General features: G+C 34.1%; 19 protein-coding genes, 1 tRNA gene and 3 pseudogenes. 16 read left to right on the forward strand and 7 right to left on the reverse strand.

Features of this window, described 5'->3' with window-relative positions; all coding sequences use genetic code 11:
- Positions 1–39: 39 nt before the first annotated feature.
- Positions 40–636: pseudogene (locus ONG78_RS08020) on the reverse strand (ankyrin repeat domain-containing protein); the annotation flags it as partial.
- A 283-nt stretch (positions 637–919) separates the two neighbouring features.
- Complete coding sequence (locus tag ONG78_RS05130) at positions 920–1,615, reverse strand: ankyrin repeat domain-containing protein (protein ID WP_264377842.1); 696 nt, start codon at positions 1,613–1,615, stop codon at positions 920–922.
- 171 nt (positions 1,616–1,786) lie between these two features.
- Between ONG78_RS05130 and ONG78_RS05135 the strand changes: the two genes are divergently transcribed.
- From ONG78_RS05135 to ONG78_RS08135, 7 genes and pseudogenes are all read left to right on the forward strand, one after another.
- Complete coding sequence (locus ONG78_RS05135; RefSeq protein WP_264377843.1) at positions 1,787–2,260, forward strand: hypothetical protein; 474 nt, start codon at positions 1,787–1,789, stop codon at positions 2,258–2,260.
- Complete coding sequence (locus ONG78_RS05140) at positions 2,163–3,008, forward strand: lipase family protein (RefSeq protein ID WP_264377844.1); 846 nt, start codon at positions 2,163–2,165, stop codon at positions 3,006–3,008. Before ONG78_RS05135 ends, ONG78_RS05140 begins: the two co-directional genes overlap by 98 nt.
- A 187-nt stretch (positions 3,009–3,195) precedes the next feature.
- Positions 3,196–3,681: a hypothetical protein gene (locus ONG78_RS05145; protein WP_264377845.1), complete on the forward strand. Its 486-nt coding sequence runs from the start codon at positions 3,196–3,198 to the stop codon at positions 3,679–3,681.
- Positions 3,668–3,991 (forward strand): annotated as a pseudogene (locus tag ONG78_RS05150) (phage baseplate assembly protein V); the annotation flags it as partial. The gene ONG78_RS05145 and the pseudogene ONG78_RS05150, both read left to right, overlap by 14 nt.
- Positions 3,992–4,537: 546 nt before the next feature.
- Positions 4,538–5,782: a group II intron reverse transcriptase/maturase gene (gene ltrA / locus ONG78_RS05155; protein WP_264377174.1), complete on the forward strand. Its 1,245-nt coding sequence runs from the start codon at positions 4,538–4,540 to the stop codon at positions 5,780–5,782.
- Positions 5,783–6,133: 351 nt separating this feature from the next.
- Complete coding sequence (locus ONG78_RS05160) at positions 6,134–6,826, forward strand: ankyrin repeat domain-containing protein (protein ID WP_264377846.1); 693 nt, start codon at positions 6,134–6,136, stop codon at positions 6,824–6,826.
- A 74-nt stretch (positions 6,827–6,900) separates the two neighbouring features.
- Positions 6,901–7,816, forward strand: a pseudogene (locus ONG78_RS08135) (IS5 family transposase).
- Positions 7,817–7,909: 93 nt separating this feature from the next.
- Here the strand turns inward: ONG78_RS08135 and odhB are convergent.
- Entirely contained in the window at positions 7,910–9,082 is a 1,173-nt protein-coding gene (gene odhB, locus ONG78_RS05180) for a 2-oxoglutarate dehydrogenase complex dihydrolipoyllysine-residue succinyltransferase (RefSeq protein WP_264377847.1), read from the reverse strand.
- Between the two features lie 150 nt (positions 9,083–9,232).
- Here odhB and ONG78_RS05185 point away from each other — a divergent pair, with 150 nt between their 5' ends.
- From ONG78_RS05185 to ONG78_RS05195, 3 genes are all read left to right on the forward strand, one after another.
- Positions 9,233–11,164 carry a hypothetical protein gene (locus ONG78_RS05185; RefSeq protein WP_264377848.1) on the forward strand — a complete coding sequence of 644 codons (1,932 nt, stop codon included), beginning with the start codon at positions 9,233–9,235 and terminating at the stop codon, positions 11,162–11,164.
- Between the two features lie 277 nt (positions 11,165–11,441).
- On the forward strand, positions 11,442–12,137 hold the full coding sequence (uppS, locus tag ONG78_RS05190) for a polyprenyl diphosphate synthase (RefSeq protein WP_264375309.1): 696 nt from the start codon (positions 11,442–11,444) through the stop codon (positions 12,135–12,137).
- Positions 12,127–12,753 carry a phosphatidate cytidylyltransferase gene (locus ONG78_RS05195; RefSeq protein WP_007302837.1) on the forward strand — a complete coding sequence of 209 codons (627 nt, stop codon included), beginning with the start codon at positions 12,127–12,129 and terminating at the stop codon, positions 12,751–12,753. The genes uppS and ONG78_RS05195 overlap by 11 nt, the downstream gene beginning before the upstream one ends.
- Before the next feature lie 15 nt (positions 12,754–12,768).
- Here ONG78_RS05195 and ONG78_RS05200 read toward each other — a convergent pair whose 3' ends face one another.
- Both ONG78_RS05200 and coaD read right to left on the reverse strand, forming a co-directional pair.
- On the reverse strand, positions 12,769–12,978 hold the full coding sequence (locus ONG78_RS05200; RefSeq protein WP_007302836.1) for a zinc-finger domain-containing protein: 210 nt from the start codon (positions 12,976–12,978) through the stop codon (positions 12,769–12,771).
- A gap of 71 nt (positions 12,979–13,049) precedes the next feature.
- Positions 13,050–13,556 (reverse strand): pantetheine-phosphate adenylyltransferase, encoded by a 507-nt coding sequence (gene coaD, locus ONG78_RS05205; protein WP_264375308.1) that lies wholly within the window; start codon positions 13,554–13,556, stop codon positions 13,050–13,052.
- A gap of 74 nt (positions 13,557–13,630) precedes the next feature.
- On the opposite strand from coaD, the gene ONG78_RS05210 reads away from it, so the two are divergent.
- A tRNA-Phe gene (locus ONG78_RS05210) sits at positions 13,631–13,703 on the forward strand.
- 60 nt (positions 13,704–13,763) lie between these two features.
- Positions 13,764–14,702 (forward strand): type 1 glutamine amidotransferase family protein, encoded by a 939-nt coding sequence (locus ONG78_RS05215; protein WP_264376421.1) that lies wholly within the window; start codon positions 13,764–13,766, stop codon positions 14,700–14,702.
- Between the two features lie 231 nt (positions 14,703–14,933).
- Here the strand turns inward: ONG78_RS05215 and ONG78_RS05220 are convergent, their stop codons facing one another.
- Positions 14,934–15,362, reverse strand: a complete 429-nt coding sequence (locus ONG78_RS05220; RefSeq protein ID WP_264375306.1) for an FAD-dependent monooxygenase — start codon at positions 15,360–15,362, stop codon at positions 14,934–14,936.
- A gap of 20 nt (positions 15,363–15,382) precedes the next feature.
- Between ONG78_RS05220 and clpB the strand changes: the two genes are divergently transcribed.
- The 4 genes from clpB to ONG78_RS05240 are packed head-to-tail and all read left to right on the forward strand — an operon-like array spanning position 15,383 to position 24,286.
- Entirely contained in the window at positions 15,383–17,944 is a 2,562-nt protein-coding gene (gene clpB / locus ONG78_RS05225; protein ID WP_264377849.1) for an ATP-dependent chaperone ClpB, read from the forward strand.
- A 27-nt stretch (positions 17,945–17,971) separates the two neighbouring features.
- A complete protein-coding gene (locus tag ONG78_RS05230; RefSeq protein WP_264377850.1) occupies positions 17,972–22,642 on the forward strand; it encodes an NAD-glutamate dehydrogenase in 4,671 nt (1,556 codons plus the stop codon).
- Positions 22,643–22,647: 5 nt separating this feature from the next.
- The gene (gene tatB, locus ONG78_RS05235; RefSeq protein ID WP_010401887.1) at positions 22,648–22,938 is read left to right on the forward strand and encodes a Sec-independent protein translocase subunit TatB; all 291 of its coding nucleotides are present in this window, start codon (positions 22,648–22,650) and stop codon (positions 22,936–22,938) included.
- Complete coding sequence (locus ONG78_RS05240; protein WP_264377851.1) at positions 22,910–24,286, forward strand: PleD family two-component system response regulator; 1,377 nt, start codon at positions 22,910–22,912, stop codon at positions 24,284–24,286. Before tatB ends, ONG78_RS05240 begins: the two co-directional genes overlap by 29 nt.
- 22 nt (positions 24,287–24,308) lie before the next feature.
- Here ONG78_RS05240 and recO read toward each other — a convergent pair whose 3' ends face one another.
- The gene (gene recO / locus ONG78_RS05245) at positions 24,309–25,037 is read right to left on the reverse strand and encodes a DNA repair protein RecO (protein ID WP_007302913.1); all 729 of its coding nucleotides are present in this window, start codon (positions 25,035–25,037) and stop codon (positions 24,309–24,311) included.
- Positions 25,038–25,133 lie beyond the last annotated feature (96 nt).

Here is a 25,133-nt window from a genome sequence, read left to right on the forward strand (position 1 = left end):
TAATCTGCAAAAGTTTGGATAATCAGTCTTAGTGGATTTTCACTTAGCCTTATCTTCTTGTACCACACATTCTTCCTTTATTTCTTCCATTTTAGTACTGGGTTTAAATATCTCATATGTGATACGACCAGCTGCAAGTGCTGCTACTGTAACTATGGCCGCTGCGCCTATTATGCGTGGTGCATCAGGTGTAATATTACCAGTTGTGAAAAGTGTTATTGCTGCTACAGCCCCTAGTAACAGTGTTGAATAACGAACAAAGAGATCTTTATTGTATGCTTGTTTTAACTTCATTAAGTACCCAGGAGGCTCATCGGTTCCACTTGCTCCCTCTTCCTTAGCATGCTCCAACCTATTTACGTAGCGATCTACCGGAGTTTCACCATTATCACCTATTGCCCAAGGATCTGCACCATGTTCTACCATAATGAGTGTTGACGCCTCATCAAGCATGAATGCCATATAATGTAAAGGAGTAAACCCCTCACCATTTTTTATATTAACTTTTGCTCCTCTTTCTATTAGAAGCTTTAGTGTATCTATACCAGATACTTTATGTAAAGGAGTACTTCCTTGTGCATTTTGAGCATTGACAATTGCACCATTGTCTATAAGAAACTCTGCTACCTCTTTATTACCCGCATTGGCTTTGTTGCATCACTATCTATGAAAGGCTAACTATACAAGCAGCTTATTGAAAATCTTATTTTTTGCAATCAATCTGATCAAATTTAAGAATAGTAATTTATTGTTTGTACTAGTAAATTTAATTCTACTTAAAATAGCTAAAGCATTGAAATTCTTGAATTCTAGCTAGATTAGTGAATGATAGTAAAACTTCTTTTACTTAAATTTAGATATTTACTGACTGTCCTTACTATAAATGCTAGAATAATAAGCTATTGATATTCTACATTTTTTATCTTTTATCCATCGTAGATAGCGATGCAACAAAGCCACCCGCATTCGCAGCATAGTGTAAAGGAGTAGAGCCCGTAGAATAAGGAGGGTCACTTTTACTTTTTGCATTAACATTTGCTCCGTTTGCTACTAATAACCTAGCTATCCTTATATCTCCTGCATAATGTAGAGGAGTATTCTCATTTTTATCACCTGCATTAATACCCGCCCCTTTTTCTATAAGTAGCCTTATTATTTCTGCATTTCCTTTTGCAACAGCAAGATGTAAAGGAGTCTCTCCGCTCGGTCCAGTTTTTGCATTAATATCTGCTCCGTTTTCGAACAAAAATTGTACCATTTCTTGGCGTCCATCTTCAACGGCTTCATGTAAAGGGGTATATCTGCGCCAATTGTGTATATTAATGTCTGCTTTCCTATCCTTTAGGCACTTTATTACATTGAAATAGTTACATTTAGCAGCTAAGTGAAGTAATTTACCACCTTCCTTAAAACCATGGTCTAACGAGAACCCACTTTCTTGCCATGATTCGTATTCTTTTTTACATAGCTTATATTCATGCTTGTGAGTATCCCACTTTGGGTACAATTCATTCATTTTCCCTTCAAACTCTTGTTTTATTTTTTCAACTATATTACTTGAGTTTAAATTTGGGTTATTATTTAGTGTTTCTAATATTTCGTGTAGCAGACCCATAGTATTCCCCTTAAATCTTGTGATTAAATAATATATTATGACTACCCTGTAGAATAGAGTCAACTAAGAAGCATTTGAGGCAAAACTTCTTAACAATTTATGTTAAAAAAAGCTTGCGTGCTATAATTACATCAATATAATTAATGTCGATTGTCAAAAGTGAGGTGTTCTATGCAAGCTGCAGAACAAAAAACAGAACGACCAATTTTATCAAGAGAATTAAGAGTAGATAAGAAGTTGGAGTTAAGTATTGAAAAGGTTAAAAAATATAGTAAATTAAACAGTAAAGATAAATTGAAAAAAGCAATAACTGATTTAATAAAACCAGTTGATGTTGAAAACTTGAAAGACAAACTTGATGCGTTAAAAGAGCCAATTTCTTATCCAAATAACTACGTCTTAGCATCACTTGCAAATAGAATTTACAAAGGCGAGAAGAGAAATAGCACAGGCCAATATTCACACGGAGAAGCAGTACCTGGATTAGGCAATTGGCAGCTGCTAACTGTTGCAGAAAGGTCTGGTGGACTCTTTAAAACCATTTTAAATGCCTCCCGTCAATGCAATAACTCAAGGTGCTACGAGTGGTTATTTTGGTGCAGCATATTGGAACCCAGATACTCAACAAGTTATCATTGTCCATAGTGGCACTAAAAATTTTGGTGGTGATACTGCAGATCTTAACGGTGTTTTATTAAATCAACATGTTTATCAAATTGACTCTGCAGTTACATTTACTGACAAGATCATCAGTGTTCTTAAAGAAATTAACGAGAAAAAAGGATCAAATATACAACTGTTTATCACAGGGCACTCGTTAGGTGCGTGGCTTGCACCAATTACTGCTTTTTCTGCAAAGTATCTTGTAAAAGAGGGTGATTATTTTGTTGCAAGTACTGATTTTGAAAAAACTGCTTATCATGCAAGCGCGGTAATTTTTGATCCACCAGGATGCGAAGAGATGTTAAGGCGTATTCAAAGCAGACTTATGGATCGCTATAGTCCTTCTCGTATAAATTCCCTGGATATCACTACCTACCTATCTGCACCAAATTTAATAAACGCTTGTAATCCTCAGGTAGGGGAAGTATACAAGCTGTTTGTGGATTTGTCTGGGAGGGAAAAGCAAGACTTGTTGAGTGACGTGAAAGATTGGTTTGATATAAATATAAATTATACTCGCTTTACACGTAGCATAGAGAAAATCAAAGGAATGTTTGACCCAAAAACTGGCGAAGTTCTAAAAGATGAAAGTGGTCAATTGAGAATAAAAAAAGTACGGGATTGGCCATTGCTAATTTCAGGTGATGAAGAGGCAACAACTCGGAACAAAGCTTTTTTGCTTGCAAAGTGGGCTGTAAGGTTAGTAACGAATCCATTACCTATTGCATGATTATTAACAGATATAGGTGAGGGCACATACGCAGCAGGTTCGTTTATAAAATGGCATGTTGAATTTAAAGGAGAGCTTAACAATTTTTTTAAGTTGGCAAACAAATCTAATGATTTTCACCTTAATGATGAAGATACACATTTGAAAACTGGTGGGCGTAAGATTCGCTACAGGACTGAATAGCTAAATGAAGATTATAAAAATGCCCACTGGGACGTTGTTAAGCTATTTATGGAGGATAATTAATGGTAGAGATAATTATTTCAGCCATCTTGATGGTCAACAGAAAGTAGAATTATTAGCGCCAGCGGTATTTGTAGAACTTAGCAGTCTTGAAAAAGGAAGTGATCCAGGTACAGGTGAACTAGCTCTGAGGGTAAGATTTGAGGCACGAATAGTGATTGATAGCACAATAGAAAATGCACCTATTATTGTTAGATCATTAGCTAGCGAAGTTGCAAAAGTAGTAAATAAAAATACTTGGAATGTGGAAAATGTTTCACCAGGAGAATTTATCTCTGCAGAAGTTGACGGATTTAGGCCAGAGCTTGATGCGTATTTAGTGTGGATGGTTGAATGGGTGCATACAATACACGTAGGGCGATCTATTTGGAAAGAAGGAAAATTTATGCCACACAAAATAGAAATCGGTGAAATAAATGTTAGAAAATAATTTTGCAATTTCGGAATTACAGAGGAAACTGGCAAATATTGTTCGTATAGGAGTTGTAAAAGAAATAGATTATGAAAAAGCAAAAGTAAGAGTGAAAATAGGAGATATTGTAACAGATTATCTGCCATGGATAACAAGTAAAGTAGGAAAAGATAGAGATTGGTCACCGCCAGATATAGATGAACAAGTTGTGGTATTTTCTCCTCTTGGTGAACTATCATTAGGAGTGGTGTTAGCAGGAATATATCAGGAAAAGTACCCTGCATCAGAGAATAAAAAAGAAATAAACAGTATAAAATTTCAAGATGGGGTGTGCCGTAGAGACACAAAGAATGATCAGAAATGAGCAAACTAAGTGCTTAAGCTGCACAATAGATGAGGGAAGGTCCCTCAAAGTCGGCTTGCAAGAGCAGGCTTTAAACAACCATAAGCTGCTTTGATAAAGAGTCAAGGTAGTGAGCGTTATGGAAAAGGCACAAATACGTGTCATGTACGAAATAGAGAGGCGAATGAAAATGAACCACTGATGAAGTGTCGAAAGGGCTGAGACGACGTCAAAACCAGGAGCTCCCATCTCTCCTGGGATAGATCTACAAGGAACTTGCTTACTGGGTAGGTGGCGTCCGGCATATAGGTGGCGTGAAAACTATTATAGGCTATTGTGTAGAACTGCGGGAACCTGTCGTTTCGATGACAAGGGAGAAATCCAAGAAGCTAAACTTCAAGGATGAGAGTACCGATGCGAAGAACAGGGGCGGATCAGCTTGTAGTAGTGAAGAAGTTTCTGTAATGGAAAGGGAGCGAAGGAGCTGAGTTATTCAGTTTTAATTATGTATCAACCGAAAGGGAGGAGTTAATGAATAAAACAAAGTCTTTTGATATACCAAAGCAACTTATTTGGAGGGCTTATAAACAAGTATCGAAAAATAAAGGTGCGGCTGGTGTGGATGAGGTATCGATAACAAAGTTTGAAGAGAACCTGAAGGATAATCTGTACAAACTATGGAATCGGATGTCATCAGGAAGTTATTTTCCAGAGCCTGTAAAAGCTGTAGCAATACCGAAAGATACGGGAGGGGGACAAAGAATTTTAGGTGTTCCTTCAGTATTCGACAGGATAGGGCAAACGGCTGCTTCTATGTATCTTGAGCTGCTAGTAGAGCCAAAATTCCATGAAGATTCATATGGTTATAGACCAAATAAATCAGCACTGGATGCGGTAGATACTGCAAGGAAAAGATGCTGGAGGTATGATTGGACGATAGATCTAGATATATCCGGGTTTTTCGACAATTTGGATCACGAGTTGGCATTGCAAGCTATCAAGAAGCATACAAACTGCAAATGGATCATACTGTATGTTGAAAGGTGGATGAAAGCCGCTATTCAGCTAGAAGATGGCAGTAAGGTAGTTAGGGAAAAGGGAGTTCCGCAAGGAGGTTCAGTTAGCCCAATCATTTCGAATATATTCATGCATCACGTATTTGATATATGGATGAAACAGAACTACCCTACAGTACCATTTGAGAGGTATGTAGATGATGCAATAGTGCACTGCAAGACGCAAAAACAGGCAGAATTTATGAGAGTAATGATCGAAGAAAGATTAGCCAAATATAAGCTAAAGTTACATCCTGATAAAACACAAATTGTGTATTGTAAGGATGGCAACAGGAAGAATATGTTTCCTACACAAAGCTTTGATTACCTAGGATATACTTTTAGACCTAGAAAAGCAAAGAGCAAGATAGGGAAATATTTCGTTGCATTTCTTCCAGCAATTAGCAATAAGGTTAAGAAAAAGATTACTACAACCATAAGGTCATGGAAAATACTACGAAAAACACACATAACATTAGAGGAGATATCAAAGAAAGTAAATCCAATAGTCAGAGGCTGGTATCAGTACTATGGCAGGTTTTACCAATCGGAGGTGTATAAACCTCTTAACAATGTAGAGCAACATCTAGAAAAGTGGACAAGAAAGAAATATCCGAAACTTGGAAAAAGACTAGCAAGGCAACTTCTAGGAAAAATAAAAGAAGAGAATCCAAAGACTTTCTACCACTGGACAGTAGGGTTAGGTCAAAAGGCTGAATAATGGAAGCTGTATAAATCGAGAGATTTACGTACAGTTTTGCGAGAGACTGGCTGGGGAAGTTCCGCCGGTCTACTCTCCAAGTCCGGTTTTGAAGTCGAGTGGGGAGAGGTGACTTTCTCCACTTAGATAACACAATAGCTGGTTTTGAGTTCTGGAAATGGTTATTTTATCTAAATTTTTAGTAGAATGTATTGCTAGGCTAAAGAGATATATAACTCTTTAGTCAAAAACTTAAATAAAATAGCCTGAAGATAAAATATTAAAAGACACATAAAAACTACTTGCATTGCCAATTGTATTGATTAGCATATAACAAAATTTAGGTTTTTATGTGAAATAGAGAGGGATTTTATGCAAGATATAAAGACTAACCCACAAGCAACTAGTTCAGATAGGGAAGAAAAATCTTTTCAGTTTAAAAAGAGAATAAGACGTCAATATAACCCTGATGATACTAATATTGCCAAGTTGTTTCTTATGATACGTGAACACAAAACGGGCAATCCTGCTCAAGTAGAAAATATTAATGATATAGATCTCAATGATGGTGGTAATACACCATTACATGTTGCTGTAAGCAAAGAACATCAAGACATTGTCGAACTTCTTTTGAATGTGTCTGGTATAGACCAAAACATTAAAAATAATCAAGGTAAAACTCCACTCGATATTGCTAAGCAATCCAATAAGGAAAAGATTATTGAAACTTTAGAAGAACATTTAACAGAATCTTCTAATCAAGCAGAAAGACTTTCTGCGCAAGGAAAGGAAGTGCATGAAAAGCTCAGAAAGTTTGTTGAAGATTTTGTTTTTATTTATGAACGCTCTTTATCAGAGTACTATGAGAGACTAGAAAATCAAATAGGAAAGCCAGGTAAATGGGCTGAGTTTGCTAATAAAATAATGGATATAGGAAAAAGTGGAACAGAAGACATAAAAATAAAGGCCTTTTCTCTTATTGGAATTAAAGTTCTTCAAGAAGCAATATTCAGCATTGGTAGTAGTTATAATAGAGCAGAGCTGGCTTTGTTGAATAGCGAGTAGAGATGGGAGAAAAAAAGGGAGAAAATCTAAAGAAAGTGGTTACTCTATTAAGAAATGAACATTTTGTAGAGTATATGCCACAGAAGATGAAAGTCAGTAATCATAAAGAGTATAATCAATTTTTAGAAAAAAGAGGAAATGTCTTTCATTTTATCGATGAAGCTATAGAAAACTGGTACGAAAGTTCAGAAAAAATTCCTGGAGATTTATAGCGATAAGGTTGTTATTGCAGTACATATAGTTGTGAATCTATTTAGAATAGGCTTAAGGCAAGCAGTTGGATTTATAAAAGGATATTTACAAAGTATAGTGAAGAATCTCCAAGTATTCACAAGCTTCTCGTCAAACTTAATTTGAAATTATGTGACCACAGAACAGATAAAAATGACATAGAGAATATTGAAATTGCTATAGATAGTACTGTAATCCATATTTATAGTAACAGTACTCAACATAACAAAGATAACGCCAAGATAAGGAAGTATAATGGTACAGATCAAATAAGAAAGCTACATGTTGCTTTGGACGAAAACAGCAAAAAGGCAATAGCAATTCGATATACTAATTTTCTTTCACATGATAGCATCTAAAATACTAAAGGAAATGGGTGATATCTATAAGATTAAGTCTCTTTGTGCAGATGGAGCTTATAATACAATAAGTTTATATAAATTATGCAATAAATATAATTTGAAACCAATTATAAAGCCAAGAAAGAATGCAAAAATCTGTAACAATATAGACCACTTCTCGGAAAGAAATAACAACATTAATATAAGAAAAAGATGCAATCTAACTCAATGGAAAAGGCAGACAGGGTATGGAATACGGTCACGTATTGAGAGTTTTTTCTTTAGACTCAAAAAAACATTTGGATTTAGTTTTAAGAATAAATCTGAGATAAACCGCTCTTAAGAGATGCTCTTAAAATGCTACTTGATTAACAAATTTTCTGATATCGGTATGCCTATTTTCGAACTTATCTCATAAATCTCTTCCATCACTCCTCCTCATTCCTTGCCATTCAACAAAGCCACCCACCTTGAAAACTTCAGAAAAACTTACTTGTCGCTTTTAACCTGCTTAAATTTCCAAAACCAATCTATTTGGATCTTCTATGTAATTTTTGATTTTCACAAGGAAAGTAACTGCTCCTTTGCCATCAACTATTCTGTGATCGTAAGAGAGGGCAATGTACATCATAGGTCTGATTTCAATTGAGTTACTCACAGCAACTGGCCTGTTTTGTATAGTATGCATTCCAAGTATTCCAGATTGCGGAGGGTTGATTATTGGAGTAGAAAGAAGTGAACCGTATACACCACCGTTTGAGATAGTAAATGTTGCACCTTCCATTTCCGATACTTGCAGCTTACCTTCTCGTGCTTTTTTGCCAAGGGCAACTAAAGTTAGTTCAATTTCAGCGCATGACATTTGATCAGCATCGCGAATAATCGGTACAACAAGACCTTTATCAGTGCCAACAGCAACACCTATGTCATAGTAATTTTTATATACAATTTCATCACCTGAAATCTCATCGTTAATCTCACGAATTTCTTTCAGTGCTTGCACTGCTGCCTTTATAAAAAACGACATGAAACCTAGTTTTATTCCGTATTTCTTTTCAAAAATTTCCTTATATTTTGCTCTTAGATCCATGACATTTTTCATGTCAATTTCATTGAACGTGGTCAGTATTGCAGCAGTATTTTGCGATGCTTTCAAACGAGCAGCAATGACTTGCCTTATTTTGCTCATTTTCACTCGTTCTTCTCTTCTCTCTCCACTTGCTACACTTTTTGGCGATTCATATTGTTTTACCGCAGGTTGTTCAGCTTTACTCATATGGTCTATCACATCTGCTTTGGTTACTCTGCCTCCCATGCCAGTTCCTTTTATACTTTCTGCACTGATTGCATTTTCTTCCATAATTTTACGAGCTGAAGGGGCATCTTTTTTATCAGCGCTTTCGCCTTTATCTTCTTTTTTCACTTCTTCTTTTACTTCTCCTACAGCAAGTTTTGCCAGTAATTGATCAGGGCTGATTACATCATCTTCTTTCACAAAAAATTCGGTTATTTGTCCTGAAGCTTCTGCAGTTAGTTCTAGCGCCGTTTTATCAGTTTCAATTTCAAAGATCAAGTCATCTACTTTTATTGCTTCACCGATATTTTTCTTTATTTTTACTATACCTTCCGTAACCGATTCACCACCAAGAGTTTTTGGTGCTCTGACTTCTATAATTTTGCTCATAAAACAACTTCTTTATAAAACTTTCTATAAATTTATACATGAAAAGAAACATAAATAAACTAATAAATTCATTAGGCCTTTTATCATAATGCTTGATTATTTCTTTTTATATATTTAAAATTAAAATACTAAGTAAATTGAAATAAGATTATGGATTTTGATAAAGCAGGCAATGCAGAAGATTTAGATAACGAAAAACTTCAACTGATATGTAAGGCTTATAACAGAAGATTACTATCAAGTCAAAGAGTTGTTGATGGCATCAATTCAATGAATTACAGTAAACTTAAAATCTTATGCAAGTATAATAATAAGTTTAGTTACAAAGGTATTGAAGAATTACTATCAGATAAAGAAATTGTTGATAACATCAACGATTACGATGATGAAATGTTTAGGTCTATGATAAATCATGCAACTTCGGAGCACAATATTCTAGAAATACTAAAAGGTGGAGAGGTTTGCAATACCAATAATGAATTTGAGAGTAGTGATAGTGAGGAAAATGAAGAAGATTATGGATATTATGATAATTCTGATTACGAGGAAGATGAAAAAAATGATCTGAATAACTTTGCTAAAGAAGCACTAGGAAATAAAGGAACTAATGAAAAACGTATTGATGATGGTCAGTCTCATAATATTAATCACGTAATATTTATATACATGACTAATAGTAAGAAGTTTGCTGATAAAGATTTTACAAAGTTATACGACAATAAGGAAATTCTTGAACGCATTAATTCAGTTACTGATGAAAGATTTGAACTCATACTTAGTATTGATAGGTTTGACGGTACCAGTATTATAGAATTACTAGAAAATCAAAATGCTGCTAGGAACATCGATCTTATTGATAAAGAAACGTTGAAATATATAATTGAGAATGATAAATTTAGTCTTAAAGATATCATAAAATTACTAGAAAATCAGGAAGTTGTTGAACGCATTAATTCGGTTGGTCCTAAAAAATCTAAAATCATACTTAATAGTGATAAGTTTAATGATACCAGTGTTATTGTAGAACTACTAAAAAATAAGGAAGTTGCTGAGAACATCAATCTTATTAGTGAAGGACTGCTTAAATACATAGTTAAGAGTGTTAGGTTTAGTAAAGTACTAAAAGATCGAGAATTTATTAAGCTTACTAATTTGATTGATTCTGAAAAATCTAAATCCGTATTTAGGAAATTTGATCATACCATTATTATAGAATTACTAGAAAATCAGGAAGTTGTTAAACGCATCAATTCGATGAATAGTGAAATATTTAACTTGATATTTAAATATCTTGATAAAGGATATATTATGAATTTACTGAAATATCAGAGTTTGTTTGATCAAATCAATTCTCTTGATGGGAGTAAAGTTAGTATCATGATAAGTAATAATTTTTATACAGATGAAGAGATTGTAGAAATACTAAAAGATCAGAGTTTACTCGCTCGAGTCAATTCTATTGATCTTGAAAAACTTGAACTTATATCTAATAGTAGTAAGTTTTATCGCCCCATGATTATGGATTTACTAAAAAGTCAGAATTTTATCGATTCTATTAATACTGAAAAATTTCGACTTCTACTTAATAGTATCAAATTGCATGGCAAAAGGATTATAATACTACTAAAAGATCAAAATGCTGTTAAGCATATCAATTCTGTCAATAATGAAGAGCTAAAAGCAATAACAGATAATGTTACTGGTAAGGTATTTGTCAATATATTTAAAAATTTTAAACCTAGCGTAAAGTCGACTTTGAGGCTTGCTATAATCCTGCGTAAAGCTGGTAAAATTACAGATATTAATATCGATTACTTGAACAACAAGGAACGTATTTACGAAGATATAATTAAATATGTTCCCCAAGAGCTGAGCATAGACATTAAATATCCTTTACCAGGAATTGCCATGGACGTTAAAGATCTTCCTCAAAAGCTGGACATAGATATAAAGTCATTTGTAGAATCCAGTATATTCAAGAAAGGTATTGCATGCGAAGAACCTACGTCAACATTATATAATTTATCTCTAGCGCAGGTTATTGAGAATATAAATCCACATAAAAGAGCCAGGTATTCCTAACACCACTAAATTCATTTGTTTATAATAATTTCACTATACCGTAAAATCATCTATATTAGACTGTTTTTGCTATATTTTCTCTCCGCTTTTTCTTGGTAAGATCACTAAGCAGCTGATTGAGAAAATTTTTATAATATAGACCTTCGATGATTTTTCAGTAATAATATAGTTTCAGGTGAATATAGTGAACGTTTCATACAGAAATATAGAAATTAAGCTAATTTAATATAGGTAATATAGGTAATATTGGTAAAACCGAATAACAGGTTGAATTTAAATGTTAAATCTAGAATCTCTACCAAAACATCTAGCAATTATTATGGATGGTAATGGTAGGTGGGCAAAGAATCAAGGAATGGTAAAAATTGATGGTTATAGAAAAGGCAGTGAAGTTGCATTTGATATTGCTAAACATTGCACAACCTTAGCCATATCTTACTTAACTTTGTATGCATTTTCCATGGAAAATTGGCTCAGACCTGAAAACGAAACAGACTACCTATTTAATTTATTTTACTCCACTTTAACTAATGAAGATAAAATGAAATTCATTTGCAATTGTAACATTAAGTTAAATTTTATTGGCAATTTAAGTCTATTGCCCAGTAAAATATTCGATCAAATCAAAAAAGCAGAAGAAGTGACACATAAGAACGATGGTCTATTACTCACTGTTGCAGTTAGTTATGGAGCAAAGCAGGAAATTATACATGCTATCAACAACGTCATAAAAGGAAATATTGATTGCGTATTGGAAGAGGAATTTGAAAAATTTCTGTATACTAAAGATTTACCAAAATTGGATTTATTAATTCGCACTGGTGGCGAGAAAAGGTTAAGCAATTTTTTATTATGGCAAGCAGCTTATGCTGAATTGTATTTTTGTGATACTTTGTGGCCCGATTTTTCTTGTCAAGATTTGACCAAAGCACTAGAAGATTATACAAAAAGAGAAAAAAAATATGGTAGATAATAACTTTATGGTTAGAATATTGTCCTCAATAGTAATATTACTCATATTTTCTTTTGCTACATATTTCAGTGATTTATCATTTTATCTACTAATTTTTTCAATTGCAGTTTTATCTTCTTTTGAATGGTATAATCTAACTCAGGGCAATAGAATCTTATACATTTTCGCATTACTATTAATCGCACTACCAAATGCCTCGCTAATATGCCTATATAATCTACCACAGGGAAAATATGCATTAGTATGGCTTATCTTAACTATTTGGAGCATCGATATTGCTGCCTATTTTTTCGGCAAAAATTTTGGTAAAACTAGAATTTGTCCAATCATTAGCCCTGGGAAAACTTGGTTAGGACTTTTTGGTGCAGTCTTAGCTGGAATAGTGTGTACAATTTTTGGCTCAATATTTTTGAGTTTATTTCCAATTTTTTATTCTCCAATAATTGGTTTGATAGTTGCTATTCTAGCCCAACTTGGAGATTTCACTGAGTCACTCATCAAAAGAGTTTACAATGTTAAAGATAGTGGAGGTATTATACCAGGCCATGGAGGAGTACTCGACCGTATGGATAGTTTCATTTTTACTGCCCCTCTCATTGCTATTTACATAAGCTAAAAAAATGAAGTACTATTAACCTTTGGTTCTTTCCTTCTTGCTTATTACTTTCACCTCAACAGATTGAAATTCTTCGGCACTCACTATTTCATCCATTGACTTATTACAATAAGGACAATACATTTCTCCTTCTTTGTGTAAGTATACTATTGGATGACCAGAACCATCATCATTCTCATCACCACGGCAGCAAACTATTACATTATTATCCCTCACTTTTAACATGTCTCTCCTTTAGCTTACAATATTTTACACATCTAACATACTCGTTTGGAAATAAAAAAGACAACAAATACTTATTCTCCATTTTCTACCCTATTTAGATTAATCAATTCACTTTGGACACTTTTTGACACAAAGTTGCTAACATCTCCTCCTAATCTCGCTATTTCCTTTACAAAACTTGATGAGATAAATTGAGTATCCTCAGATGCAGGAAGAAATATAGTTTCGATTTCAGGAAAGAGCTTATAATTTACCCAACTCATTTGAAACTCGTAATCAAAATCCGATACTGCTCTCAGTCCTCTAATAATAACAGAAGCATTTTGCTCTTTGGCAAACTTCACTAGCAACCCATTAAAGGATATAATATCTGCATCAATTCCTGCTCCTTTCACTTCATTTTTAGCCATGCTTGTGCGCAGGCTTATGTCAAAATTAGTATGTTTATTAACATTCTCTGCAACACCAATTATCAACTTATCGACTAGCTTACATGCTCTTTTTATTATGTCAAGGTGCCCAAAAGTTATGGGGTCAAATGTACCAGGATAAATTCCTATTTTGTTACTAATGTTCATTTTTTGTTTCTATACTTCAAAAACTTTTGATGGACATGATAACGTTTTTTATCTAAAAATGAAAGTACGTAGTTGGCCTGATAGCTCAGTTGGTAGAGCAAAGGACTGAAAATCCTTGTGTCGCTGGTTCGATTCCTGCTCAGGCCACATTCTTTTTCTTAATGTTCTATAATATATTATAATATTAATATAATTATTTAGGAAATAATGTATAAATGTTACAATAGAATATTTAATATACTATTAATTACATTTCTACTATTAAGTAATATCGCTTATAGTGAAAAAGTAAACAAAGAATTATCTGCTTTGACAGTGGAAAATGCAGTAAATTATAATATAATTGTTGGTTTATTGCAAACAGATGAATCTCAAAATATCTATGAGATATTCAATAATTTTGGGGTTAAAACTATATTCATTGACTACGACAAAATAATTAATCTAAAAGAAATCCAAGAAGAGTTCGCAAAACAAGATGAAATATTGGCAAAAAAGCTGATACTAGATCGAATAAAAGTTGAAGTTGCAAAATTTATCAAAGAGCAAAAGATAAACAGAATATTTATTTCAGATAACTTTCATTCAGCTCTTAACCCTTACCGCCAGCTTGTGAATGAAGCAATTGTAAAAATAGTAGAAGACAATCCTACAATTCATTTGCTTGCCATATGCGGTGGTTTAAAAGACATTATGCATGCAAAAGAAATTGAAATAACAAATGTTGTTAATGATGAGAAAAATCATTTAAAATCAGCATCCTATCCACAAAAAGAGAATATATCTCTTCAGCAGATAAAAATTGTTCCAGGTAGTCGTTTGGAAAAAGTGGTAGCTAGATTTTTACTACCTAATCAAAATGGCTGGTTTTCAACTTATTTTCCGAATGCTCATTCAGGTACAGTAAGTAATACTACAGAGAATAGAAGAAGGCTAGAGCTACTTGGATATAAAATTGCAGCATTTGCCAATGACGGGGTAATAGAAGCTATCGAAGATAAGCATGGTAATATTTACTTTCAAAGTCATCTAGAAGCCCTTGTTGTCAAATCAGATAAAAACTCTCGTTTGTCAAGCCAAAAGGTACGTCAGGTTTCAACACTAGTTGCTATAGCGATTATAAATGATTTTCTTCATCGCGTTTAATGCTAAAATAAGGAAAATCATTTAATGTCATGGCAGTACCCTTTTTCTTGTCATTCCAGTGCGTGACGATGGAATTCAGTTTTTTATTTCATCAAATTTAGCATAAGCTCAAGTTTGCTTATAAATTTTTCTGGATGCCAGTGTCTGGGCACTGGCATGACATTATGTAATTTGGGCTCCAGTGTCAACTACTCTAATGACACCTGATTATGATGAAAGCAATCTAATGATTTATATAAACCCCATAGCATGTCGAACGAAGCTTTTTTTAAGAAAATCTGAATTTTCAACTACCATTAAACCAAGATTGCTCAGAACTTTAACGCAAAGTATTCTGTTGGAAAATATTCTATTTAGTCCATCAGTTGCAAGTGCCATAGTAAAATTATCAAAGTATCTATCACGTGAAATTTTCTTCAATAGATAATTACTGCCAACATCAATGCCAGAGGATTTTGCAGCAGTTATTTGTCTAATAACACTCTCTACATCTCTCATTCCAAGGTTAAGTCCTTGACCTGCAACTGGATGGATTGAATGTGCTGCATCGCCAATAAGCAAAATTCTGCTTTTTCTTGTTTTGTATGAACTTAGAAAATTTTTATTTATAAATGACTTTAAGTTTAAAATTGAGAAAGTAGTTGTTATATATACCAGCAAGTATGAGTTAAATTTGTATTATGGACTTGAATAAATTTACCGAAAAAGCAAAAAGCCTAATCCAGAGCGCTCAAATTAAAGCATTGGGAGCTGGGCATCAGATTTTTATGCCTGAACATTTACTTAAAGTAATGCTTGAAGATGAGTCAGGTTTAGTTCAGGATTTGATAGGCGCTTGTGGTGGAAATGTTCAGAATATTTCTGATGCTGTGAGTAGTGCAATTAAAAAGTTTCCAGTGGTTGGAGGACCAGGTAGTGGTGGGCTTCAGCTTTCAAGAGAGGTAGCAAAAGTTTTTGATGATTCAATTGGTATTGCGAGGAGAAATAAAGACACATTTGTTACTGTTGAGCGGTTACTGCAGGGCCTTGCTGCACAAAAAGATGAAATTGTAGGTAAAATTTTAGCAGAAGGTGGTGTAACACCGCAAAAATTAAATTCAGTTATTGCAGAAATGAGAAAAGGTGGCAGTGCAGACTCTCCAAATAGCGAGGAAAAATTAAATGCGGCAAAGAGGTATACAAAAGATATTACAGAGCTTGCTATGCAAGGTAAGCTTGATCCTGTAATTGGTCGTGATGAGGAAATCAGAAGAACTATGCAGGTATCGTTGAGGCGAACAAAAAATAATCCAGTACTGATAGGTGAACCTGGTGTTGGAAAAACTGCAATAGTTGAAGGTTTAGCAAACAGAATTGTTGCAAATGATGTACCACTTGGTTTGCGTGATGCAAAAGTTTTAGCTTTGGATCTTGGTGCATTAATTGCTGGAACAAAATTTAGAGGGGAGTTTGAAGAGAGACTAAAAGCAGTGATTAATGAGATTTCAAAAGCAGAGGGAAAAGTTATTTTGTTTATAGATGAGCTTCATACTTTAGTGGGAGCAGGAGCGACAAGTGGTGCGATGGATGCTTCAAATTTGCTCAAGCCTGCTCTTGCGCGTGGAGAAATTCGCTGTATAGGGGCTACAACTTTGGATGAGTATCGTCAACATATAGAGAAAGACCCTGCGCTTGCAAGGCGTTTTCAGCCTGTGTTTATTTCTCAACCTACTGAGACTGATACTATTTCAATACTGAGGGGTTTGAAGGAGAGGTATGAGGTGCACCATGGTATTAGAATCACAGATGGTGCAATAATCGCTGCTGCAACGCTTTCTAATAGATATATAACAGATAGGTTTTTACCTGATAAAGCGATCGATTTAATTGATGAAGCAGCAAGTAGGGTTAGAATTGAAATGGACAGCAAGCCTGAGGTTGTTGATGAGCTTGAAAGAAAGATTATACAGCTGAAAATTGAGTCAGAGGCTTTGAAAAAAGAAAGTGATGAAAACTCTAAGCAACGTTTAAAAAAGATAAATGAGGAAATTGAGAGTCTAAACAGTAAATTTGCTGACTTAAGCAGTAAATGGCAGATGGAAAAGAATAAGATAGCTAAAATACAAGAAACAGCTGAAAAATTGGATAACTCGAGAAAAGAGTTGGAACTGGCTCAGCGTAATGGAAATTTAGGAAGGGCAGGGGAGTTGATGTATGGTGTGATTCCTCAACTTGAAAATGAGTTAAAAAATCAGGAAAAAGTTACTGATAGTTTCCTAAAGAAAGAAGTGACTGAGAGTGATATTGCAAATATTGTTTCAAAATGGACAGGCATTCCAGTTGATAACATGATGCATAGTGAAAAGGAAAAGCTCCTTAACATGGAAAATGAAATAGGAAAAAGAGTAATAGGGCAGAGAGATGCAATTGAAGCGATAAGTAATGCAGTAAGGCGCTCCCGCTCTGGTGTTCAGGATACTAATCGACCTTTTGGTTCATTTTTATTCTTAGGTCCAACCGGAGTTGGAAAAACAGAGTTGGCAAAATCCCTTGCCGAATTTTTGTTTGATGATCAATCAGCACTTCTACGCTTTGATATGTCAGAATATATGGAAAAACACTCCGTTTCAAAGTTAATTGGTGCGCCTCCAGGATATGTTGGCTATGAACAAGGTGGCAGGTTAACTGAGGCAGTAAGGAGAAGACCATATCAGGTAATTTTGTTTGATGAGATAGAAAAGGCAAATCCAGATATATTTAATATATTGCTGCAGATCTTGGATGAAGGCAGGCTCACCGATAGCCACGGTAAATTGATTGATTTTCGCAATACCATACTGATTCTAACTTCTAACCTTGGTGCTGAGGTGATGCTAAGAGGAGCTACCGAATCTGTGAAAGATGAGGTGATGAAAATAGTTAAGTCAGCGTTTCGTCCAGAATTTTTAAATAGACTGGATGAAATTATTATATTCCACAGCTTAACCAAAGATGACATTGATAAAATTATAGATGTTCAATTCTCTTATTTACAAAAGATGCTTGCTAAGCGTAAACTGAGTATTAGTTTATCGCAAGAAGCTAAAGAACTAATAGCACAAACTGGATATGACCCTGAATATGGAGCGCGGCCTCTGAAAAGGGTAATACAAGAATGCATTCAAAATAATCTAGCTAAGTTAGTTTTATCGGGGGAAATAGTAGAAGGAGATCAGCTAATAGTGTATACTTCTGGTAACGAAATCTTAGTTAAAAAGATCTAGATTCGCTGTGTATTTTTGTTTTGAAAAATGTGTATAAATCATAATGTTAATGTTGAGTCTTTATTTAAGCTAGTTGATCAAGGGAATAAAAAAGAGAAAGAAAAAATTAAAGAGTTTATACAGTACTTTTATAATTTTGTTTATAATAGTGACCTAAAAGTCAACGATAAATTTCTTTTATACATTGCAGAAGATGCATACAACTTCATTCTTAAAAAAGAAAAAGAAGAAAGTAAATTGGCAGTAAGTAATGTAAATGATATTTCAGGAATAGAAGGCAATTTCACTATAATTAAAATCACAAATTATGACATGCCCTTTTTAGTGGATTCTGTCATTTCCACTATTAAGTCACACGGTTTAACTATATGCTATTATAGTAACAGCATAATTAATGTTCAAAGAAAAAATAGCCTAATAGATAAAATTCATCTTTTGGAAGAAAGTAATGGAATCAAAGAGTCAGTAATATATGTAATTATTAAAGGCATAAGTGGTAGCTTTGTTGATACACTAGAAGAATCTCTACGAAAGACGCTAAAAGCAGTTAACTGCGTTGTAAAGGACTGGCAATTGATGCTCAAGAAGCTTCTTGAGCATCCGGCATTGGATGCTGGAGGCAGAGATTTTCTAGCTTGGTTGAAAAATAACAATTTTGTATTTTTAGGTTATCAAGAATACATTACTAATAAAGAAGGGAAGCTTGCTCTAAGTGGTAAGGAGAGCCTCGGGTTAATGAGAGCAAGTGAAGAGTACCAAAATTCATCAATTTCTTCTGAAAGCTTGAATTCTTTATACATACTAAGATCAGACCTAATCTCAATAGTTCATCGGCGTACCTATATGAATTGTATAGGAGTGAAAGAATTTAATGATCAGGGTGATGTAATAAAGGAACAGCATTTTTTTGGGCTATTTACTTCTATAGCAGAAGTGCAAGATATTCGAACTATTCCGGTAATAAAGGATAAGGTTACAACAATAGAAAAAAAGGCAGGATTTGTTCCTGGTGGCCATAACAATAAAGCTTTAATTTCCATTTTACAGGCATTTTCTTGTGACGAATTATTCCAATCAAATGAAGATGAGTTATTTGAAACTTGCACCTCGATCATGTCTCTTGCGATTAGACCAAGAGTCAAATTATTTTTGAGAAAGGTAGGGAACTTTATTAGTTGCATAGTATTGATACCGATGCGTTATGCTAGTGCAAGACTAATGTTTAAGATACGCGATATATTGAAAGATGAAACGAATGCAGAAAGTTCAGATATTTATAACAATCACATTATCAATGAATATGATTTGATGAAATTACACGTGGTGCTAAGAACCAAAAGTGCTAGCGTTTTTGATGATGAAGTTTTGCGTATCGAAAACAAGTTAAGAAACATTACAGAAAAGTGGGAAGATCGTTTTATAGACAATTTATATAATACTTTTAGCACTGTTGAGGATATATTTATCCGCTATTGCAAGGCATTTCCGATAAGTTATCAAGAGAATTTTGAACCTCATGATGCGTATTATGATATGAAAAAATTGGAGATAGTGAGAAAGAAAAAAGTCAGCGAAGTTGATTTGAGGCTTACTCGTGACAATCTCAACTATCAATTGAAGGTTTACACTCCAAGCAACGGAGGCCTTGAATTGTCAAAGATATTAAAGGTTACTAAGAATTTAGGGGCTAAGATTCTATCTCATAATGGTTATTATATAGAAATCAACGGTGGAATATGGATACATCATTTTGTGTTGTCAAGAGTTGATGAATTAATAGACAACATTACTTTAAAAGAGCAGTTTGAGGTAACACTTGTAAAAGTGTTCAGCAAGGAAATAAAAAATGACTATTTTAACAGCTTGATCATTATTGCTGGGCTCGAGTGGAAGGAAGTGCTTCTGATTAGAGCGCTAAGCGCCTACCTAAAGCAGACATCATTTAGCTATAACCCAGAATATATCCAGAAAGTAGTATCAGAGTATCCAAAAGTAGTAAGGTATTTAGTAGAATTATTTCATTCAAGATTTGATACTAAAATAGATATTGATAGGGCAGAAACTACTAGCATTTTGACAGAAAAAATCGAGGAGCTTCTAAAGGAAATCAGCAATGCTTCACATGATTATGTTTTACGTTCGATATTTAATTTGATGATGGCCATTTTGAGGACCAGTTATTATCAGGATGATAAACCTTACTTATCTATAAAATTTGATTCAAGTAAGATAAATGATTTACCTGATCCGCGTCCATATCGTGAATTGTATGTTTATTCAAACCTTTTTGAAGGAATACATCTAAGAGGAGGGAAATTGGCCCGTGGCGGCTTGAGATGGTCAGATAGGACGGAAGATTTTCGCACTGAAGTTTTGGGCCTCATGAAAGCCCAGATGACAAAAAATGCAGTTATTGTACCTGTTGGTGCAAAAGGTGGGTTTGTAATAAAGCAAGTTTATAAAGACAAAAACACTTTAAGAGAGAAAGGTGTTGAATGCTACAAGAATTTCATTAGAGGAATGCTTGATATTACTGATAATGTAGTTGATGGCAAAATAATTCCACCAGAGAATGTAATTAGGTATGACGAAGATGATCCATATTTGGTAGTTGCGGCAGATAAAGGCACTGCTTCATTTTCTGATTATGCTAACCAAATAGCTTATGAATGTAATTTTTGGCTTGGAGATGCATTTGCATCTGGTGGATCAGCAGGTTATGACCACAAAAAAATGGGTATTACAGCAAGAGGTGCATGGATTGCAGCAGAGCGGCATTTTTGGAGAATGAATAAGGATATTTACCAAGATGCAACTGTTATTGGAATTGGAGATATGGCTGGCGATCTGTTTGGAAACGGTATGCTGCTTTCAAAAGATATGCGCTTGATTGGTGCATTTAACCATATGCATATTTTTGTTGATCCAAACCCTGACGCAGAAAAAAGTTTCGCAGAGCGTAAACGCCTCTTTGAATTACCGTTTTCCACTTGGATGGATTACAATAAAGATTTGATTTCTTATGGTGGTGGGGTATTTGAGCGTAGCAGCAAGCAAGTAGACATTTCTCAAGAAATGAAAAAGTGCTTTGATATAGTGGAAGATATCTTATCTCCAAATGATTTGATTCGGTATCTGCTCAAGGCAAAAGTGGACTTCATATGGAATGGAGGAATTGGCACATTTGTTAAGGCAAAGAGTGAAAGCCATGGCATGGTTGGTGATAAAGCAAACGATGAGTTAAGAGTGAATGGTGAGGATATTAGAGCTTCTATGTTTATAGAGGGTGGCAATCTTGGTTGCACGCAGCTTGGAAGGGTAGAGTATGCTAAGAGAGGTGGGTACATCAATGCAGATTTTGTTGATAATTCAGCAGGAGTAATATGTTCCGATCTTGAAGTTAACATCAAGATTGCTTTTGTTGCAATTATGAAAGAAGGGGGAATTTCCTTGGAAAAAAGGAATGAAATACTGGCTAGCATGATAGATGAAGTTGCATCTAAGGTACTTGAAAACCATAACAGGATTGAAACAAAAGCATTGCTTCTTGAGTGCTTGCAAGCTAAAGAAAAGTTGGAGCAGCACCATAAATTATTACTCAGTTTAGAGAAATTTGGGCTGCTAAACCGAGATGTAGAATTTCTTCCAGCTGAAGAAGAGGTAGCAAGAATGTTAACTGATGGAGAAGGTTTCTGTTCTCCTCAGCTTTCTGTTCTGATGTCTTATGCAAGAACAGCAATAAAAAATGAAGTTATACACTCTGAGCTACCTGAAAAAGATTTTTTGTGCCGTGATTACTTACTAAATTACTTTCCACAAAGGATGGTAACAGAGTTCAAGGATTCCATATTGAAACACCAACTTTGTAGGGAAATTATTTCTACTTGCATTACAAACGATGTAGTAAATAGGATGGGCTGTATATTTATTAATAATTTGGTTGAGAGTACTGGAATTAAAGTACATGAAGCAGTTAACATATATATCGTTGTTAATCACCTATATAATTTAAGTAGCCTTTGGCAGAAAATTGATGAATTGGATGGAAAAATTGATGTTGATTCATATTTGCAAGTAGTGAGAAGTGTGCAAAAATTTATTGGTAGGGTATCATTTTGGTTAGTAAAAAATCTTGGTAAGCTTAATCTTGTAGAACTAGATGGTGTTACAAAATTTAGGGGTGCAATTGAAACTTTAGGCCATGATATTTTAGATGAGCACCTATTAGAGGTCTATAATCATGGATTAGCTTCTTTGTTAGAGCTTAACATAAATAAAGATCTAGCAAAAAGGGTTGCTGATCTACGTATTCTTATTTATGCGCTGGACGTTATATCTGTTGCTGAGCAGACATCTTTGTCCATCCTTGAGGCTGGTAGAATATACTTTGAATTAAAGTCGCTGCTAAGATTTGATATGATTAGAACAGTTGCTGGCAAGATGAAAAGCCATTCTTCCTATTGGGATCGCAGCTTAATTAATGATTTATTAGATGATTTAAGCAATTATCAACATAAGCTAGCTGTTAAAGTTATAAAAGCTACTGATAATCATGTAGACAAGGTTCAAACTTGGGCTATTAATGATAAGGATTATATAGAGCGCTACAATAGCTTTTTAGATGAGATGGTCGCTTATAAACTTGATTTAAGTAAATTAATACTCATAATCAGAAGAGTTAAAATACTTGCTTCATAGGAAAAATGTTTAATATAGGTCTGTCAGAAGTTTTAGTTGTAGCTTTAGTGAGTATAATTGTTCTTGATAAAAGTAAAGTACCTGTATTTCTTAATCTTATTAAAAATATATATAGGTATTTCTGGGTTGTAAAATCAAGAGTTAGGAAATTGTTGAAGGATACCGGAATTAAAGAATTATATGAAGAGCATAACGTTGAAAAAGTCAATTACATAATTGGTGAAGATGGCAAGCTTTATCCTACTTACAATGTAGATAGTACAAAAAATGACAGCAAAAATCCTAGTAGTAGATGATATACCATCTAATGTTAAGCTTTTGGAGGCTCAGCTAAAAGCAGAGTACTATACAGTTATTGTAGCTTATGATGGCGAGGAGGCGATAGATTTAGTAGCGGAACAGCAGCCAGATATTATCTTACTTGATGTCATGATGCCAAAAATGAGTGGTTTTGAGGTTTGTAAGAAGCTAAAGAATGATCCCTTAACGACTTATATTCCAATAATTATGGTAACTGCGCTGCATGACACTCATGATAGAGTGGAAGGAATTAATGCTGGTGCGGATGACTTTCTAACTAAGCCGATAGATGAAACTGCTTTATCTGCAAGAATTAAGTCTCTTGTGCGCTTAAAGATGATAATAGATGAGTTGTGCTTGAGAGGAGAAACTAATGCTGAGATTGGTGGAGTAGCAGAAAGCAGTATTATGGATTATTCTAATCAGATTTTTGATGCTAATATACTTGTTGTAGATGAGGACACCTTTCAAGCAGAGCAGATACACAATGTTCTAAAGCAACGCTTCAGATCAATTAAAATACTGCACGATCCAAAAGAAGCATTAAAGGTTGGTATTAAGGATAATTACGACCTGATTATTTCTGACATGCAGTTTTCAAAAACTGACGGCCTACGGTTGTGTTCTAAGTTTCGTAGTAAAGTAGAAACACGTTATACACCAATTCTGATCCTTTCTGAAGATTATGATAAAAGCAATTTAGTAAAGGCACTTGATGTAGGTGCTAATGATTATTTAACAGTACCTTTAGATGAGAGTGAATTAATAGCTAGGGTTAATTTGCAAGTGAAACGCAAAAGGTATCAAGATGCCTTGAGAATGAATTTATTTAATAATGTGGAAATGTCTATAAAGGATCCATTAACTAACTGTTATAATAGAAGATATTTTGATGCACACTTAAGAAATATTGTTAAGGATTCTGTGGAAAAAGATAGAAGTTTATCTCTTATGATACTTGATATAGATTATTTTAAGATGGTGAATGATAACTTTGGGCATAATGCTGGAGATGAACTTTTAAAGGAAATACAGAAAAGAATTTCTGAAAATATCAGAGTGACAGATTTATTAGCTAGGTTTGGTGGTGAGGAATTTGTTGTTGTAATGCCAGATACCAATGTATCAGATGCGTATACTATTGCAGAGAGAATAAGGAAAATTATTGCCAAAGAACCTTTTATACTTGTGGATAAAAATACAACCCATAATGTAACTGTGAGCATTGGAATTTCAGCAATGCAAAGATCTGACCTTGATGATGTTAAAAAATTTATAGTACGTGCTGACAAATATTTATATAAAGCAAAAAACAGTGGTAGAAATAGAGTGGTTACTGGTTGAAGTTCTTTTAAATAAGTAGTAACTAAGATTCAAATGATAGCATAAAATTTCTCAACTCCGGAAATTTCGCATTTAACTGCAGAAATAGATATTTATTTAAAAAATACCCTGTAATTTTTAACCCTAGTCTGAATTCTTGATATGAGTAGCTATTTTGTAGGTTGTTATTGTATACATCATGCAACATCTGTGGAAAAGGTAGTAATTTATCTGCATAACAGTCACCTACTTTTTTTGACACTGCTCTACCAGTTTTTGGAGAAATAAATTGTAGATTTTCTTTCACACCTGTTACAGCACATTTTGATAGGTCTAACTTAAATCCAAGTTGCGTAAGAAGCAGAAGCTCTAAGTTAAGGTAATGACTTTGCCAAAACTGGCTATTATGTTTTATTACATCGATGAAGTGTCTAAAATTATCATACAACTTGATGCAGGATTCACTTTCTGGAAGCACTTTTTCTAATATAGACGAGAAAGAAACAATAGCAATGCTTTTTAACCTATCTTGAAAGAAATGATGAAATGGAGATTCAATCAATTCGCACTTTAAAAAACCTAGATTTTCAGGTAGCTTAGCACTCCATTCTGCATGTAATAGATTACTTATTTGAAACTTATAATTGCTATTGTTTGTTAACCTAGTTAATCCTCTGCACTTTCCATGATTTTTTGTAAATAGAGAAAGAATTAAATTTTTATCACCGTATTTTTTAACAGCTATAATAACACCTTCATCTTTCCATCTCATTTAGAGTATATTGACCATATGATATTATAGAGATAATAAAATTAGTGTAGCAAATTTGAGTTTAAGTCAACTGAAATATATTGACTTTATGTGCAA

Source organism: Wolbachia endosymbiont (group B) of Philonthus cognatus, from assembly GCF_947179345.1.
GTDB lineage: Bacteria > Pseudomonadota > Alphaproteobacteria > Rickettsiales > Anaplasmataceae > Wolbachia.

Excerpts from the sequence above, each read along its gene's own strand:
- ONG78_RS05130 (WP_264377842.1), bottom strand. The coding sequence starts at position 1,615 with ATGGGTCTGCTACACGAAATATTAGAAACACTAAATAATAACCCAAAT.
- ONG78_RS05135 (WP_264377843.1), top strand. The coding sequence starts at position 1,787 with ATGCAAGCTGCAGAACAAAAAACAGAACGACCAATTTTATCAAGAGAA.
- ONG78_RS05140 (WP_264377844.1), top strand. The coding sequence starts at position 2,163 with ATGCCTCCCGTCAATGCAATAACTCAAGGTGCTACGAGTGGTTATTTT.
- ONG78_RS05145 (WP_264377845.1), top strand. The coding sequence starts at position 3,196 with ATGAAGATTATAAAAATGCCCACTGGGACGTTGTTAAGCTATTTATGG.
- ltrA (WP_264377174.1), top strand. The coding sequence starts at position 4,538 with ATGAATAAAACAAAGTCTTTTGATATACCAAAGCAACTTATTTGGAGG.
- ONG78_RS05160 (WP_264377846.1), top strand. The coding sequence starts at position 6,134 with ATGCAAGATATAAAGACTAACCCACAAGCAACTAGTTCAGATAGGGAA.
- odhB (WP_264377847.1), bottom strand. The coding sequence starts at position 9,082 with ATGAGCAAAATTATAGAAGTCAGAGCACCAAAAACTCTTGGTGGTGAA.
- ONG78_RS05185 (WP_264377848.1), top strand. The coding sequence starts at position 9,233 with ATGGATTTTGATAAAGCAGGCAATGCAGAAGATTTAGATAACGAAAAA.
- uppS (WP_264375309.1), top strand. The coding sequence starts at position 11,442 with ATGTTAAATCTAGAATCTCTACCAAAACATCTAGCAATTATTATGGAT.
- ONG78_RS05195 (WP_007302837.1), top strand. The coding sequence starts at position 12,127 with ATGGTAGATAATAACTTTATGGTTAGAATATTGTCCTCAATAGTAATA.
- ONG78_RS05200 (WP_007302836.1), bottom strand. The coding sequence starts at position 12,978 with ATGTTAAAAGTGAGGGATAATAATGTAATAGTTTGCTGCCGTGGTGAT.
- coaD (WP_264375308.1), bottom strand. The coding sequence starts at position 13,556 with ATGAACATTAGTAACAAAATAGGAATTTATCCTGGTACATTTGACCCC.
- ONG78_RS05215 (WP_264376421.1), top strand. The coding sequence starts at position 13,764 with ATGTATAAATGTTACAATAGAATATTTAATATACTATTAATTACATTT.
- clpB (WP_264377849.1), top strand. The coding sequence starts at position 15,383 with ATGGACTTGAATAAATTTACCGAAAAAGCAAAAAGCCTAATCCAGAGC.
- ONG78_RS05230 (WP_264377850.1), top strand. The coding sequence starts at position 17,972 with ATGTGTATAAATCATAATGTTAATGTTGAGTCTTTATTTAAGCTAGTT.
- tatB (WP_010401887.1), top strand. The coding sequence starts at position 22,648 with ATGTTTAATATAGGTCTGTCAGAAGTTTTAGTTGTAGCTTTAGTGAGT.
- ONG78_RS05240 (WP_264377851.1), top strand. The coding sequence starts at position 22,910 with ATGACAGCAAAAATCCTAGTAGTAGATGATATACCATCTAATGTTAAG.
- recO (WP_007302913.1), bottom strand. The coding sequence starts at position 25,037 with ATGAGATGGAAAGATGAAGGTGTTATTATAGCTGTTAAAAAATACGGT.